Consider the following 14,415-nt stretch of genomic DNA (forward strand, 5'->3'; position numbering starts at 1 on the left):
GACAGTCCCGGATTCGTCCGATCTCTGTCCGCCCCGGCCGTTGACATCGGGCGATCCCGCCAGCCAGAATCTCCAGTCGTCGATCCTATAGGATCCACGGTTTCCGCGATGGACGCCATGGACCTCGGATGTCTGACGGAGTCCCCACCGACCTCGAAGGAGTGGTCATGGCAGCACGCGGCAGATGGGCCCCGGGGGTCCTCGCCGGCCTGATGGTGGTCGGAGGCCTGCTCACGGCCCCCGCGGCCGAAGCCCAGCCGGAGGCGCCGAAACCGGTCGCCCAAACGCCCTACATGGGCTGGAGCAGCTGGAGCCTCGAGTCGACGAACTACCCCGGCGTCAACCCGACCGGCCCGGCCAGCTGGCTCACCGAAAAGCACGTGCTCCAGCAGGCCGACGTCCTCGCCGCGAAGTTCAAGCAGCACGGCTACACCTACGTCAACATCGACGCGGGCTGGTCGAACGGCTACGACCAGAACGCCCGCCCGGTCGTCAACCCCACGACCTTCCCCGACGGCATGAAGTACGTCGCCGACTACGTCCACAAGAAGGGCCTGAAGCTCGGCTCCTACCTGGCCGTCGGCCTCGACCTCAACGCCTACAACGGCGGCAACTCGCCGATCGCGGGCACCACGAACTGCCACACGCGCGACCTCGTCTACCCCGACCTGCGCAAGACCAACGGCTGGGACTCCGCCTACAAGATCGACTTCACGAACCCGTGCGCCCAGTCCTACGTGGACTCGGTGGCGCAGCTGCTGGCCGGCTGGGGTGTCGACTTCCTCAAGCTCGACGGCGTCGGCCCCGGCTCCTTCAAGGGCGGCGAGAACTACACCAACACCACCGACGTCGAGGCCTGGCACCGGGCGATCGCCAAGACCGGCCGCCCGATGGAGTTCGTCGTCTCCTGGGCGCTCAGCCACCGCCAGGCGGACGTCTGGAAGGCGAACACCAACGGCTGGCGCGTCGACACCGACGTCGAGTGTTACTGCGACACGCTCGTGACCTGGAACAACTCGGTCAAGCAGCGGTGGAACGACGTCGTGCAGTGGATCCCGGACGCCGGTCCCGGCCACTGGAACAACCTCGACTCCCTCGACGTCGGCAGCGGCAAGATGGACGGCATCACCCAGGCCGAGCGCCAGAGCTACATGACGCTCTGGGCGATCGAAGCCGCGCCGCTCTACATCGGTGACGACCTCACGCAGCTCGACGACTACGGCGTCAAGCTCCTCACCAACGACGAGGTCATCGCGGTCAACCAGGCCGGGATCCCGGCCAAGCCGGTGAGCCAGACGACCGACCAGCAGGTCTGGTACAACCGCAACGCCGACGGCAGCTACACGGTCGCGCTGTTCAACCTCGCCGCGACGCCCGCCCGCGTCACCGCGGACCTCGCGCAGCTCGGCATCACCGGCCCGGTCGAGGTCCGGGACCTCTGGGCGCACAAGGAGGCCGGCACCACCTCGGCCGACCTGCCGGTGCACGGCTCCCGCCTGTTCAAGGTCACCCCACGCGACCGCAACGCCCTCGCCGCCCCGGCAGTCGTGCACGGCACCGCGGCCACCGGCACCAGCGTCTCGCTCGCCTGGGACGCCTCGAAGGGCGCGCAGAACTACGACGTCTTCGCCGGCAACAAGAAGGTCGCCACGACCACCGGCACCACCGCCACGGTCACCGGCCTCAAGCCGTCGACGAACAACGAGTTCATGGTCGTCGCGAACCAGCGTTACGGCCGGCCGTCCGCGCCCAGCAAGAAGATCAGCGTGACGACGACCGCGGCCGACGGCCCGAAGGCGTACGAGGCGGAGAACGGCACCCCGCAGGGTGGGGCCACGGTCTACGACTGCGCCTGCAGCAACGGCAAGAAGGTCGGCTACCTCGGCGGCAGCGGGTACGTCGTGCTGCCGACGGTCACCGTCCCGAAGGCGGGCACCTACCTGCTGCAGCTGTCCTATGTGGACGGCGACTCCAGCCGCACCGGCATCGTCACGGTCAACGGGACGTCGTTCCCGCTGCCGGTCGCCGGGAGCAACGACAACGACTGGAACACCCCGCAGGCGACCACCGTCCCGGTGTACCTGCAGGCCGGGGCCAACACGGTCCAGATCGGCAACCAGGCCGGCTACGTCTACGACGTCGACAAGATCACCGTCTGAGAAGGAGGCTGCCGTGGTGGTGACCACGCAACGACCGACCCTGCGGGCCGCCACCACGGCGCCGCCGACGAAGAACCGCCGCTCCGCAGCCCACCGGAACGACGCGCCCATCGCGTGGCTGCTCATCGCGCCCGCGCTCGCCGGGTTCGCGGTGTTCTTCGCCTACCCGACCCTGCGCGGGCTCTACCTCAGCTTCACCGAGTTCCACGTCCTCACCGCGCCGCGCTGGATCGGCCTGGGCAACTTCCAGGAGCTCGTCGGCGACGCCGAGTTCTGGCACTCGCTGCTCGTCACGATCTACTTCGTCGTGCTCTCGGTGATCCTGGGCGTGCTGGTCTCCCTGGTGACGGCGGTGATCCTGCACCGGCTCGCGGTGTCGGCCACCGTCCGCGGGCTGATGATCCTGCCGTTCCTCATCTCCGGCGTGGTCACCGCGCTGGTCTGGTCGTGGATGCTCGACCCGCAGCTCGGCATCGTCAACGTCCTGATCACGAAGCTCGGCGGTGACCCGGTGCTGTTCTTCGGCTCGCAGGGCTGGGCGGTGCCGACGCTGGCCGGGCTCAACGTCTGGAAGTCCATGGGCTACAACGCGGTGCTGATCTTCGCCGGGCTGCAGACCATTCCGTCCACTGTGTACGAAGCGGGCCGGATCGACGGCGCGAGCGAGCTGCAGATGTTCCGCCGGCTCACCGTGCCGCTGCTGCGGCCGATCCTGGTGATGGTCGTGGTGCTGACCGTGATCAGCTCGTTCCAGATCTTCGACATCGTGCAGGTGACCACCAAGGGCGGGCCGGCGAACGCGTCGAAGGTGCTGCAGATGTACATCTACGACAAGGCGTTCGGCCAGTTCGACTTCGGGTACGCCGCCACCATGTCGCTGGCGTTGTTCGTGCTGCTCGCGGCCGTCACCTTCGCCCAGCTCCGGATGGCTCGCGCCGGCGAGTCCGACACCAACTAGGAGGGATCGTGCGCACGCGTTTCTCCCCGGGCCGGGTGATCGCCTGGGCGTACCTGGTGCTCGTCCTGGTCGTCACGATCTTCCCGTTCTACTGGATCGTGCGGACCGCGCTGTCGAACAACTACGCGATGGCCACCGACCCGTCTTCGCTGGTGCCGGTGGACCTCACGATCGGCGCGTTCAAACGCGCGCTCGGCCTGGCGACCCCGGCGGAGGCCGCGGCGCAGGGCGGCTCGGGCGCGTCGCTCGACCTGCTGCTGGCCCTGCGGAACTCGGTGGTCTACGCGGCGCTGCTGACCGTCTGCACGGTGTTCTTCTCCGCGCTGGCCGCGTTCGCCTTCGCGCGGCTGCGGTGGGCGGGCCGCAACGCCGTGTTCGCGGTGCTCCTGACCGCGCTGATGGTGCCGCAGGTGCTGACGCTGCTGCCGAACTTCGTGCTGGTCAAGGACCTCGGGCTGCTCAACAGCTTCGGCGGGATGATCCTGCCGACGGCGTTCTTCTCCGCGTTCAACATCTTCTTCCTGCGCCAGTTCATGCTCGGGCTGAGCACCGAGATCGAGGAGGCCGCGATCATCGACGGCGCGGGCCCGCTGCGCGTCTGCTTCCGGATCGTGCTCCCGATGAGCGCCGCGCCGATCGCGACGCTCGCGCTGCTGACGTTCATCAACACCTGGAACGACTACCTCTGGCCGCTGCTGGTCACCAACGACGACACCGTCCGCCCGCTGACCCTGGCGCTCGCGGTGTTCAAGCAGTCCTCGCCGCAGGCGGCGCTGGACTGGTCCGGCCTGATGGCCGCCACGCTCGTCTCGGCGCTCCCGATGCTGCTGCTCTTCGTGGTGTTCGGCCGCCGGCTCGTCAATTCCATCGGCTTCACGGGACTCAAGTGATGGACGACCTCCTGCTCTCCTGGCCGGCCCCGGCCGCGGAATGGACCGAAGCGATGCCGGTCGGCAACGGCCGGCTCGGCGCGATGGTCTTCGGCGGCGCCGGGCGCACGCGGATCCAGGTCAACGACGCCACCGTCTGGTCCGGTACCCCGCTGGGGCCGGCGTCCGCCTTGAAGGACATCGATGCCGGCCCGGAGCGGCTCGCGGAAGTACGCGAAGCCGTGCTGGCCCAGGACTACCGGCGGGCCGAAGAACTCCTGATGGCCTTCGAGGGGCCGTACAGCCAGGAGTTCCTGCCCTATGTGGACCTCTGGCTGACGCTCCCGGAAGGGACGTCACACGGCCGGACGCTCAATCTCGACAACGGCGTCACCACCGAGCGGCTCACCATCAACGGCCATGACGTCGAGCGGACGACCTGGGTGAGCCGGCCCGCGCAGGTCCTGTGTGTCGCGCTGTCCGGACCGGTCGAGGTCGGCGTCGACCTGTCGACACCGCTGCGCGAGGTGTCGCGTGACGGCCTCGACCTCGGCATCGAGATCCCCGTCGACGGCGCGCCGCGGCACGAACCGCAGGTGGAAGAGCCACTGCGGTACGGGACGGCCGAGGGGTACGACCCGTTCGCCTCGGTTTCGGTCCGGGTCGCGCGGACGGAAACCGGCGTCCTGATCGTCCTGGCCAGTTCCACCAGCGCGTACGACGCCTGGATCGGCGATCGCCAGCACACCCGCGACGAGCACCGGCGCCGCGCGGCTGTGCTCGCCGAGCAGGCCGTCAAAACGGGAGCCGCGGAGCTGCGACGGGCGCACGAGGCCGACCTGCGGCCGCTGCTCGGCGCGTCGTCGCTCAGGATCGGCGAGCGCCGGGGCGGCACCCACGACGTCGCCGGGTTGCTGTCCGGAAAGGACGACCAGCTCACGGCGACCGTGCTCTTCCAGTACGGCCGGTACCTCCTGGCGAGCGCGTCCCGGCCGGGCGCGCCGCCCGCGAACCTGCAGGGCATCTGGAACGACGACCTCCGCCCGGCCTGGTCGTCGAACTACACGGTCAACATCAACACCCAGATGAACTACTGGGCCGCCGAGACGACCGGGCTCGGCGAATGCCACCTCCCGCTGTTCGACCTGCTCGGCAAGCTCGCGGTCACCGGCGCCGACGTCGCGCGGGAGCTGTACGGCGCCCGCGGCTGGGTCACCCACCACAACACCGACCCGTGGGGCTGGGCGCTGCCGGCCGGGATGGGGCACGGCAACCCGTCGTGGGCCATCTGGGCGATGGGCGGCGCGTGGCTGGTCCAGCACGCCTGGGACCACTACGACTTCACCCGCGACCGCGCCTTCCTCGAGCGGACGGCGTGGCCGCTGCTGCGCGGCTGCGCCGAGTTCTGCCTGGACTGGCTGGTCGACGGCCCGGACGGCTTCCTGGAGACGTGCCCGTCGACGTCCCCGGAGAACCTCTTCCTCTCCGAGGCCGGGACGAAGGAGTCGCTGACCTCCTCGGTGACGATGGACGTCGTCCTGATCCGCGCCGTGTTCGAGCGCAGCCTGGCCGCGGCCGAGGCGCTGGGCGCGCACGACCCGCTGTGCGCCCGGATCACCACCGCGTTGCCGCGGCTGCGCCCGCTGCCGGTGCTGCCGGACGGCCGGCTGGGGGAGTGGGCGAGCGACCTCCCCGAGGAGGACCCGGCCCACCGGCACATGTCGCACATGATCGCGCTGTACCCGCTGGGCCGGATCGACGCCGTCGAGACGCCCGGGCTCGCGGAGGCGGCCCGCCGGGTCCTCGAGCGGCGCGGACCGGGCGCGATGGGCTGGTCGTGGGCCTGGAAGATCGCGCTGCGCGCCCGGCTCGGGGACGGCGAGACGGCGCGGAAGCTGCTGAGCGAGGCGTCCCAGCCGTTCACCGGCGACCGCCACCGCGACGCGCCGGTCGACGGCTCCGAGTGGGGCGGGCTGCTGCCCAACCTCTTCAGCACCCACCCGCCGTTCCAGATCGACGGCAACTACGGCTTCCCGGCGGGCCTCGCGGAACTGGTGCTGCAGAGCCAGAACGGCGTGCTTTCCCTGCTCCCCGCCCTGCCGGCGGACTGGCCGTCCGGGGAAGCGCGGGGGCTGCGCGGCCGCGGCGGGCTCGCGGTCGACGTCGAATGGCGTGACGGCGAGCTGCGCTACGCGGTCGTCCGGCGGTTGTCCGGGGACCCGGCCGCGCCGGTGCGCGTGCGTTACCACGGCCGGGAGACCGAGCTGCGGCTGCGGTCCGGCGAATCGACCGTCCTGAAAGGACTGTGATGCTCACCGACCTCGGTCTCGACGCGCTGTGGGAGTACCGCAGCGACTACGTGTCACCACCGGACTTCGACGAGTTCTGGACGTCTACTTTGGACTCCGCGCGGACGTACGACCTGGCCTTGGACCTGCGGCCGGTCGAGACGCCGCTGCGGACGCTCGACGTCTTCGACGTGACGTTCGCCGGCTTCGGCGGCCACCCGATCCGGGCGTGGCTGCGGCTGCCCCGGGGTGTCGAGGCGCCGTTGCCGGCGATCGTCCAGTTCCACGGGTACGGCGGCAGCCGGGGCAGCGCGCTGCAGGAGCTGACCTGGGCGTCCGCCGGGTACGCGCACCTGCAGGTCGACGTGCGCGGCCAGGGCGGGGTCACCGCCGATCCGGTCGGCAGCGGACCGGCGTACCCGGGTCACCTGACCCGCGGCATCGAGAGCCGCGAGACCTACCTCTACCGGCGGATCTTCACCGACGCGGCCCGTGCGGTGGATGCCGTGCGCACGCTTCCGGCTGTTGACCCGGCGCGGGTGGCGGTGCTCGGCAACAGCCAGGGCGGCGGCATCGCGCTCGCCACGGCCGGGCTCGTCCCGGACGTGGCGGCCCTGCACGCGCAAGCGCCGTTCCTCTGCGACTTCCGGCGAGCGAGCCTCGTCGGCGGTGAACGGCCCTACCTCGAACTGTCCCGGTACCTGGCCGACCACCGTGACGCCGTCTCGCGGGTGTTCGACGTGCTGTCCTATTTCGACGGTGTCGGGTTCGCCTCGCGCGCGACGGCCCCGGCCTGGTTCAGCGCCGGGCTGATGGACGGCATCGTGCCGCCGTCCACGGTGTTCGGCGCCTACCACGTCTACAAGGGACAGAAAAAGCTCGCCGTCTGGGCGTACAACGGCCACGAAGCCGGCGGCCCCGACGACGTTCAGGCGGTACTCGAAGGATTCCGGTCCATCCTGCGTCCACAATGGAGTTGACATGAAGTTTCGCGTAGTGGCGGCCGCCGGCCTGGCGGCGACGCTGGGAGCGCTGGTGGCCGCCTGTGGTGGCGGCTCGGCGAGCGGCAGTGGGACCACCGTCAACTGGTGGACCTGGGACGACAAGCAGGCGGCGGCGTACCAGAGCTGCGCGTCGGCGTTCGAGAAGGCCAACCCGGGCACCACGGTGAAGATCACGCAGTACAATGTGGACGACTATTTCACCAAGCTGACCGCCGGGTTCGTCGGCGGCACCGCGCCGGACGCGTTCCAGAACAGCGTCCAGTACTTCCAGGCCTATGCGTCCCAGCACCAGCTGCTGCCGCTGGACGACCTGATCGCGCGGGACAAGTTCGACCTGAAGAAGTTCTCCGTCGGCGTCGACGCGTGGAAGTTCACCGACGGCAAGCAGTACGCGCTGCCGCTGGACTGGTCGGCGACCGGGCTCTACTACAGCGTCGACGCGATCACGAAGGCCGGGTACACACCCGCGGACCTCGCGAAGCTGACGTGGAACCCCGACGACGGCGGGACGTTCGAGAAGGTCGCGGCGCACCTGAGCGTCGACAAGAACGGCGTGCGCGGCGACCAGCCCGGGTTCGACAAGGACCACGTCGCGACCTACGGCACCGGGCAGCTCGCGTCACGCGACTTCATCGGCGAGTCGACGTGGAGCTCGTTCGCGATGACGACCGGCTGGCGCCTGGCGGACAAGCAGTCCTGGCCGACGAAGTTCAGCTACGACGACCCGGTGTTCGCGAAGACGATGCGCTGGGTGCGGTCGCTGGCCGACCGCGGGTTCGCGCCGAAGATCGGCACGTTCACCACCGGCGGCCAGGCCACGATCAGCGACGTCGACCTGATCGGCTCGGGCAAGGTCGCGATGGAGACGGCCGGCTCGTGGTCGGCGAGCACGTTCGCGAAGCTGCCCGGGGTGAAGGTCGGGATCGCGCCGACCGTGCTCGGGCCGACGGGGAAGCGGGCGCTGCTGTCCAACTCGAACGGCAACAACGTCTGGGCAGGCACGAAGAACCCCGACCTGACCTGGAAGTGGGTGTCGTACATGGGTTCGCCGGAGTGCCAGTCGGCGGCCGGCGCGAGCGGCACGTTCTTCCCGTCGATCCCGGCGTCGATGGACGCGGCGGCGTCGGCAATGAAGGGCCAGGGGGTCGACCTGTCGGTGTTCACCACGATGCTGAAGGACGGCTCGCTCGTCCCGGCGGTGGTCTACGGCAACGGCGCGGCCCTGCAGGACGCGGAGCGGCCGCTGTTCGAGGCGTACTTCGCCCACCAGCGCGACGACGACGTGTTCGCGGAGATGGCGTCGAAGAGCCGCGACGTGCTGGGCAAGCAGTAGCCTGTAGTCACAACACGTGAGGGGAGTCATGGTGGAGGGTCGGCGCCTCGAAGCCCTGCCGAACCGGCAGGTGCTGGCCGACGGCGTCTACGAGCAGATCCGGGCGCTGATCATGAACGACGGCATCGAGCCCGGCGCGCGGGTCAACATCGACGAGATCGCGCGCGAGCTCGGCGTCTCGGGCACCCCGGTGCGCGAAGCACTGGCGCGGCTGGAGTCCGAGGAGCTGGTCAGCAGGCTCCCGTTGCGCGGCTACCGCGTGACGGAACTGCTGGACCGCAAGGAAGTCGACGACATGTACGCGCTGCGGCTCCTGCTGGAGCCCCCGTCGGCGGCCCTGGCGGCGGCGGCGATGTCGGACGCTCACGTGGCGGCGTTGGAAGCGGAGCTGGCGACGTGCCCGACGGCGCCGATCGAGGACGCGTACAGCGACTACAAGGCGTTGACGGCACATGACGCCCGGCTGCACGAGCTGATCCTGCGCATGGCGGGCAACGTGGCGGTGGAGCAGGCGTTCGCGCGCACCCACTGCCACCTGCACTTCTTCCGGCTGAACTACAACCAGCCGTTCGGGGAGCAGACGATCTCGGAGCACCGCGTGATCGTGGACGCCCTGGTGGCGGGCAACGCGGCCGCGGCCGGCAAGGCGATGACGGACCACCTCGAGGTGGCCCGCGACCGCCTCCTGTCCCGCCTCTGACCCCCGCCCCGCGTGATCCAAGGGTCAACACGCGTGATTGAAAGGTCGACACGCGTGATCAGAAGGTCGACACGCGTGATTGAAGGGTCGACACGGCGGTGGAGTCGTGTCGACCCCTCAATCACGCGAGTTGACTGCTCAATCACGCGTGTCGACCCTTCCCGCACGTGCGAAGGCCGCACCGGGAACTCCCGGTGCGGCCTCCCCCGACGACGTCAGACGAACGTCACTTGACCGGCATGGTCACTTCGTAAACGCGGGTCGGCGCCTTGCGCGCGCCGGCGAAGCCGTTGGCCCACAGGGATTCCACCTGCGACGACTCCTCCGCGTTGGGGTTCGCGTTGGTGCACGACGGGCCGGGGCCACCGCCGGACATCAGCTCGGAGCAGGGGCCTTCGTAGTGGTCCGGCAGACCCAGCGCGTGGCCGGTCTCGTGGGCCGCGATGCGGGTCTGGTTGTACTGCTCCGCCTGGGTGTAGTCGATGAAGATCGTGCCGCTGCCGTGGCCGTCGGTCTGGGCGTACGAGCCGCGCGGGTCGTTGCCCTCCGTGTAGTGCAGCGACGCGCCCGAGGAGCTTTCCTGGAGCTTGACGTTCGACACCGCCGCGTTCCAGTTCGCCGCGCCCGCGTTGATCACGTCGCGGAAGGTGGGGGCGTCCGAGGTGTCGTAGTAGACGACCGTGGCCGCTTCCGGGGCCGCGAAAGCCGGGCCGGCGGTGAGCGGGGTGGCGATCATCGCCAGCGCGACGGCGGCGCCGGGCAGCAGGTACTTCCTGGACATCGGGACGACTCCTTGCCGTGGGGAATTTGCCGGGTTTGCGCGCGCTGGGTGTCGAACTTACGGAACGTCCACGCGTTTGTGACCCGACTTTCGTACTGCGCTGCGAACGGTGATTTACCAACCATTTCGTCCGGTTGACATGCGCAGCCACGCATACAAGGATGCGCCGCCCGGCTCAGGCGACGGGGTCCGCCAGAGGGATCTCCCCTTCCGACAGCCACGAGCCACGCCACGCCAGGTCGTCCCTGACCAGTGGTTTTCCGCAGGCATCACACGTCTCGCCGGGCCGGGTGAGCTGCCCGCACGCGGTGTGGGCGAGCTTCATCGGGCCGGACGACGTCGCCGAGTCGGTGTGCGCGTTGCCCCACGTGCCGAGCGCGTGGATGACCGGCAGGGTGTCCGAACCGGCCTGCGTCAGCCGGTACTCGTGCCGGGTCCGGCCGCCGTCGCGGTAGGGGAGCTTCGTCAGCAGCCCGCGTTCGACGAGCTTCGCCAGCCGGGTCGTGAGCACGTTGTCGGCGATGCCGAGCTCGGTGCGGAAGTCCTCGAACCGGGTGGTGCCGGCGGTCGCGTTGCGCAGGATCAGCAGCGTCCACGGCTCGGCCAGGACGTCGGCGGCGCGGGCGATCGGGCAGGAGGCGTCCTCCCAGGTGATGCGACGGCTCATGACTGTGATCCCTTCGAGCTGACTTGCTCCGAGCAAGTCTACGCCGTACAGTCGGCCGCAGCTAGCTTGCAACGAGCAAGCCAGGTGCGAGAGGAGCTCGTCATGGAGATCACGGGTGCGGTGGCGCTGGTCACCGGAGCCAACCGGGGGCTCGGCCGGCAGTTCGCCGCCGCTCTCCTGGAGCGCGGCGCGGCCAAGGTGTACGCCGCCGCACGCAACCCCGAGTCGGTCGACCTGCCGGGAGTGGTGCCGCTGAAGCTGGACGTCACCGACCCGGCGTCGATCCGGGAAGCCGCCGCGCAAGCCGGCGACGTCACGCTGCTGGTGAACAACGCCGGGTCGTCCACCGGGGCGTCGCTGCTCGGCGGGTCCATCGAGGACATCAAGCTCGAGATGGACACGCACTACTTCGGCACCCTCGCGGTGACCCGCGAGTTCGCGCCGATCCTCGAGCGCAACGGCGGGGGCGCGGTGCTCAACGTCCTTTCGGTGCTTTCCTGGTTCACCGCGCCGCAGGTCGCCGCGTATTCGGCGGCGAAGTCGGCGGCCTGGTCGCTGACCAACGCGCTGCGCCTCGAGCTGGCGCCGCAGAAGACCCAGGTGACCGCGCTGCACGTCGGGTACATGGACACCGACATGGCCAAGCACGTCGACGAGCCGAAGATCGACCCGGCGGTGGTGGCCGGGCTCGCGCTCGACGGCGTCGAGCAGGGCCGGTTCGAGGTGCTCGCCGACGACGTCAGCCGAAACGTGCGGGCCGGACTGTCCGGAGAGGTCGCCGGGCTGTACCCGGTGTTGCTTTCTTGAGTGTTTTTGCGCCTTTCCCACCCCGGAACACCGGGGTGCGCGCCGCGGGCGTATGAATGGGCGGGTGGCGGAGAAACTCGAAGCCGGAATCGGCCGCAGGAGGAACCGCTGGGGTGAAGGCGAGCGGCTGCGCGGGGAAATCCTGGCGGCCGCCGCTCGTCTCCTCGCCGAGCTCGGCGGCGAGGACGGGCTGACGATCCGCGGGGTGGCGCGCGCGGTCGGCATCGCCCCGGCCAGCATCTACCAGCATTTCTCCGATCGTGCGGAATTGGTGCGCGGACTGCTCGACCACGAATACGCCCGGTTGCGGGAATCGATGCGTGCGGCCGAGGAGACGCTCGGCGAAACCGACGTCGTCGGACGCGTCCGGGCGCAGATTCACGCCTACTGCGCGTTCGCCATGGAGAATCCGGGGCATTACCGCCTGATGCTCGCGAACGGCGCGACCCGGCCCGCGCCCGGGGCCCGTGCGGAAGGCCCGCTGCTCGACGTGATCGACTCGCTGACCGCGGGTTTCGAACGCTGCGTCGAGGCGGGACACCCGCTGCGCGTGACGCCGGGCCGGGCGGCCGCGATGGTCTTCGTCGGGGCGCACGGGCGGGTCGCGCTGTTCCACAGCGTGCTCAACCGGACCGGCGCCGAGCTGGTCGAGCCGTTTGTCGACGAACTGGTGACGTTGGTGTTCGCCTGATCGGACCTGTGGCGGGATCGCCGGAAGATGCTTAGCATAGCTATGTAAATTTCCGGCGACTTCGGGAGGTACCCGGTGGACGGCGTTCCCGCGTTTCCGATGACCCGGCGGTGTCCGTTCGACCCGCCGGCCGAGCTGGGCGAGCTGCCGCCGGTGTCCCGCGTGCGGCTCTGGAACGGCAGCACACCGTGGCTGGTCCGGCGCTACGACGACGTGCGCGCGCTGCTGCGCGACTCGCGGATCAGTGCCGACTCGGACCGGCCCGGGTATCCGCACCAGAGTGCCGCTTCGGCCGCGCGGCGCAAGCGCGCCAAGTCGTTCATCACCATGGACGGCGCCGAGCACGCGGCCCAGCGCCGCCTGCTCACCGGCGACTTCCTCGTGAAGAAGATGGAAGCGCTGCGCCCGGCGATCCAGCGCATCGTCGACGACCTCGTCGACGGGCTGCTGGCCGGCCCGAAGCCGGTCGACCTCGTGACGGCGTTCGCGTTGCCGGTGCCGTCGCTGGTGATCTGCGAGCTGCTCGGGGTGCCCTACGACGACCGGGTGTTCTTCCAGGACATCACCAAGGTGATGGTGTCGCGGACGGCCACGCCCGAGGAGGCGGTCAAGGCCACCGACGACCTGCTCGGGTACCTCTCCGGCCTGGTCGAGCGGAAGGCGGCGGCGCCGGGTGACGACGTCCTGAGCAAGCTGGCGACGGCGCAGTACGCGACCGGGAAGATGACCGCCGAGGACGTCGCCTCGATGGGGCAGCTGCTCCTGGTGGCCGGCCACGAGACGACGGCGAACATGATCGCCCTCGGCACCGTGGCCCTGCTGGAGCACCCGGACCAGCTCGCGCTGGTGCGGGACGGCGACGCCGACCAGCTGCGCCGTGCGGTCGAGGAGTTGTTGCGGTACCTGAACATCACGCACACCGGGCGTCGTCGTGTCGCGGTCGAGGACATCGAGATCGGCGGCGAGGTCATCCGCGCGGGCGAGGGTGTCATCGCGGCCGGCGACGTCGCGAACCGCGACGAGACGGCGTTCGCCGACCCGGACCGCCTCGACGTGACGCGCGAGGCCCGCCACCACGTCGCGTTCGGCTACGGCGTGCACCAGTGCCTCGGCCAGACGCTGGCCCGGGTGGAGCTGCAGGTCGTGTACGGCACGCTTTACCGCCGCATCCCCGGCCTGCGGCTCGCGGTGCCGCTGGAGGAGCTGGCCTTCAAGGACGACATGCTCGTCTACGGCGTGCACTGCCTGCCGGTGACGTGGTGACGGCTCACAGCTGACGGTGCACCGCGTCGAGGTCCTCGCTCAACTTCGTGGTGACGAACCGCTTCCGGCCGGCGTCCGCATCCTGCCGGGGTGTCATCTCCACCAGCATGATCAGGTCCAGGTAGACGCGGTACAGCGCCAGCCGCCGGTGGGCGGGCGGGGTGAGCAGCCCTCGGCCGTAGCCCTCCAGCAGCGGGGCGTCCAGGGTGCGGAACAACGTCAGGGACACGAACTCCGCCACCGGGTCGCCCCAGAACGCGCGCTCGGCGTCGATGATGCCGGAAACACCCGTGTCGTCGACGAGGATGTTGCCGTCCCACAGGTCGAAGTGCACCAGCACCGGGGTGGTCACCGGCGCCAGGAGCGGCTCGTGCCGGCGGACCAGGTGCGCGATCTCCGCCGCCGGGCGCGGGAGGTCGACGCCGTACCGCGCGGCGTCCGCCAGCACCGCGTCGACCATCGCGGTGAACGCCGCCGGCCACGTCGGCCGCAGCTCGTCCTGCGGGTAGCCGAACCCCTCGCCGGTGACGCCGTGCAGCCCGGCCACGATCCCGCCGAGCTGGCGGCGCACCCGCGCGTGGTCGGCGACTTCCGTGCCGTGCCAGGGTTTTCCCGGCAGCTCGGTCATCAGCAGGAACCCCGGCCCGGCCCCGACCACCGACGGCAGCGGCCCCGGGACCCGGCGGTAGTACTCCGCCTCGGTCGCCAGCAGGTCGTGTTCGTACGCCAGCCCGGGCGACGACGGCGCGATCTTGAGCACCAGCCGCCGGCCGTCCGCCAGCTGCAGGCGGACGGCCGTGTTGTAAGTGCCGCCGCCGATCCGCTCGGCGGACACCACCGAGGCCGGGTCGACGCCCGACGCCGCCAGGTCTTCGTGCACCGGCCGAGTCTGGCA

13 protein-coding genes are annotated in these 14,415 nt (G+C 70.1%); 10 read left to right on the forward strand and 3 right to left on the reverse strand.

What is annotated here, in order from left to right:
- The first annotated feature begins 167 nt into the window (after positions 1-167).
- Genes ACZ63J_RS34115 through ACZ63J_RS34145 form a run of 7 tightly spaced genes read left to right on the forward strand, consistent with a single transcriptional unit; the run spans position 168 to position 9,311 of the window.
- Positions 168-2,159 carry an alpha-galactosidase D gene (locus tag ACZ63J_RS34115; protein WP_465398870.1) on the forward strand — a complete coding sequence of 664 codons (1,992 nt, stop codon included), beginning with the start codon at positions 168-170 and terminating at the stop codon, positions 2,157-2,159.
- 19 nt (positions 2,160-2,178) lie between these two features.
- On the forward strand, positions 2,179-3,117 hold the full coding sequence (locus ACZ63J_RS34120) for a carbohydrate ABC transporter permease (protein WP_465439738.1): 939 nt from the start codon (positions 2,179-2,181) through the stop codon (positions 3,115-3,117).
- 8 nt (positions 3,118-3,125) lie between these two features.
- Positions 3,126-4,007, forward strand: a complete 882-nt coding sequence (locus tag ACZ63J_RS34125; protein WP_465311652.1) for a carbohydrate ABC transporter permease — start codon at positions 3,126-3,128, stop codon at positions 4,005-4,007.
- On the forward strand, positions 4,007-6,295 hold the full coding sequence (locus tag ACZ63J_RS34130; RefSeq protein WP_465398872.1) for a glycosyl hydrolase family 95 catalytic domain-containing protein: 2,289 nt from the start codon (positions 4,007-4,009) through the stop codon (positions 6,293-6,295). The genes ACZ63J_RS34125 and ACZ63J_RS34130 overlap by 1 nt, the downstream gene beginning before the upstream one ends.
- Positions 6,295-7,254, forward strand: coding sequence for an acetylxylan esterase (locus tag ACZ63J_RS34135; RefSeq protein ID WP_465398873.1), 960 nt, complete (start codon positions 6,295-6,297; stop codon positions 7,252-7,254). Before ACZ63J_RS34130 ends, ACZ63J_RS34135 begins: the two co-directional genes overlap by 1 nt.
- 1 nt (position 7,255) lies before the next feature.
- Entirely contained in the window at positions 7,256-8,611 is a 1,356-nt protein-coding gene (locus tag ACZ63J_RS34140; RefSeq protein WP_465398874.1) for an ABC transporter substrate-binding protein, read from the forward strand.
- A 28-nt stretch (positions 8,612-8,639) separates the two neighbouring features.
- Positions 8,640-9,311: a GntR family transcriptional regulator gene (locus ACZ63J_RS34145; protein WP_465398875.1), complete on the forward strand. Its 672-nt coding sequence runs from the start codon at positions 8,640-8,642 to the stop codon at positions 9,309-9,311.
- Between the two features lie 226 nt (positions 9,312-9,537).
- On the opposite strand, the gene ACZ63J_RS34150 is transcribed toward ACZ63J_RS34145, so the two are convergent.
- Entirely contained in the window at positions 9,538-10,092 is a 555-nt protein-coding gene (locus tag ACZ63J_RS34150; RefSeq protein ID WP_465398876.1) for a snapalysin family zinc-dependent metalloprotease, read from the reverse strand.
- A gap of 175 nt (positions 10,093-10,267) precedes the next feature.
- Entirely contained in the window at positions 10,268-10,759 is a 492-nt protein-coding gene (locus ACZ63J_RS34155; protein ID WP_465338487.1) for a winged helix-turn-helix transcriptional regulator, read from the reverse strand.
- A 102-nt stretch (positions 10,760-10,861) separates the two neighbouring features.
- Here ACZ63J_RS34155 and ACZ63J_RS34160 point away from each other — a divergent pair, with 102 nt between their 5' ends.
- From ACZ63J_RS34160 to ACZ63J_RS34170, 3 genes are all read left to right on the forward strand, one after another.
- The gene (locus ACZ63J_RS34160) at positions 10,862-11,566 is read left to right on the forward strand and encodes an SDR family oxidoreductase (protein ID WP_465398877.1); all 705 of its coding nucleotides are present in this window, start codon (positions 10,862-10,864) and stop codon (positions 11,564-11,566) included.
- Between the two features lie 127 nt (positions 11,567-11,693).
- Positions 11,694-12,257, forward strand: coding sequence for a TetR/AcrR family transcriptional regulator (locus ACZ63J_RS34165; protein WP_465338592.1), 564 nt, complete (start codon positions 11,694-11,696; stop codon positions 12,255-12,257).
- A 99-nt stretch (positions 12,258-12,356) separates the two neighbouring features.
- On the forward strand, positions 12,357-13,520 hold the full coding sequence (locus ACZ63J_RS34170; RefSeq protein WP_465399182.1) for a cytochrome P450: 1,164 nt from the start codon (positions 12,357-12,359) through the stop codon (positions 13,518-13,520).
- 4 nt (positions 13,521-13,524) lie between these two features.
- Here ACZ63J_RS34170 and ACZ63J_RS34175 read toward each other — a convergent pair whose 3' ends face one another.
- Positions 13,525-14,400 (reverse strand): phosphotransferase family protein, encoded by an 876-nt coding sequence (locus ACZ63J_RS34175; RefSeq protein ID WP_465398878.1) that lies wholly within the window; start codon positions 14,398-14,400, stop codon positions 13,525-13,527.
- Between the last annotated feature and the right edge of the window lie 15 nt (positions 14,401-14,415).

The sequence above is a fragment of the Amycolatopsis sp. NPDC104863 genome (genome assembly GCF_055582965.1).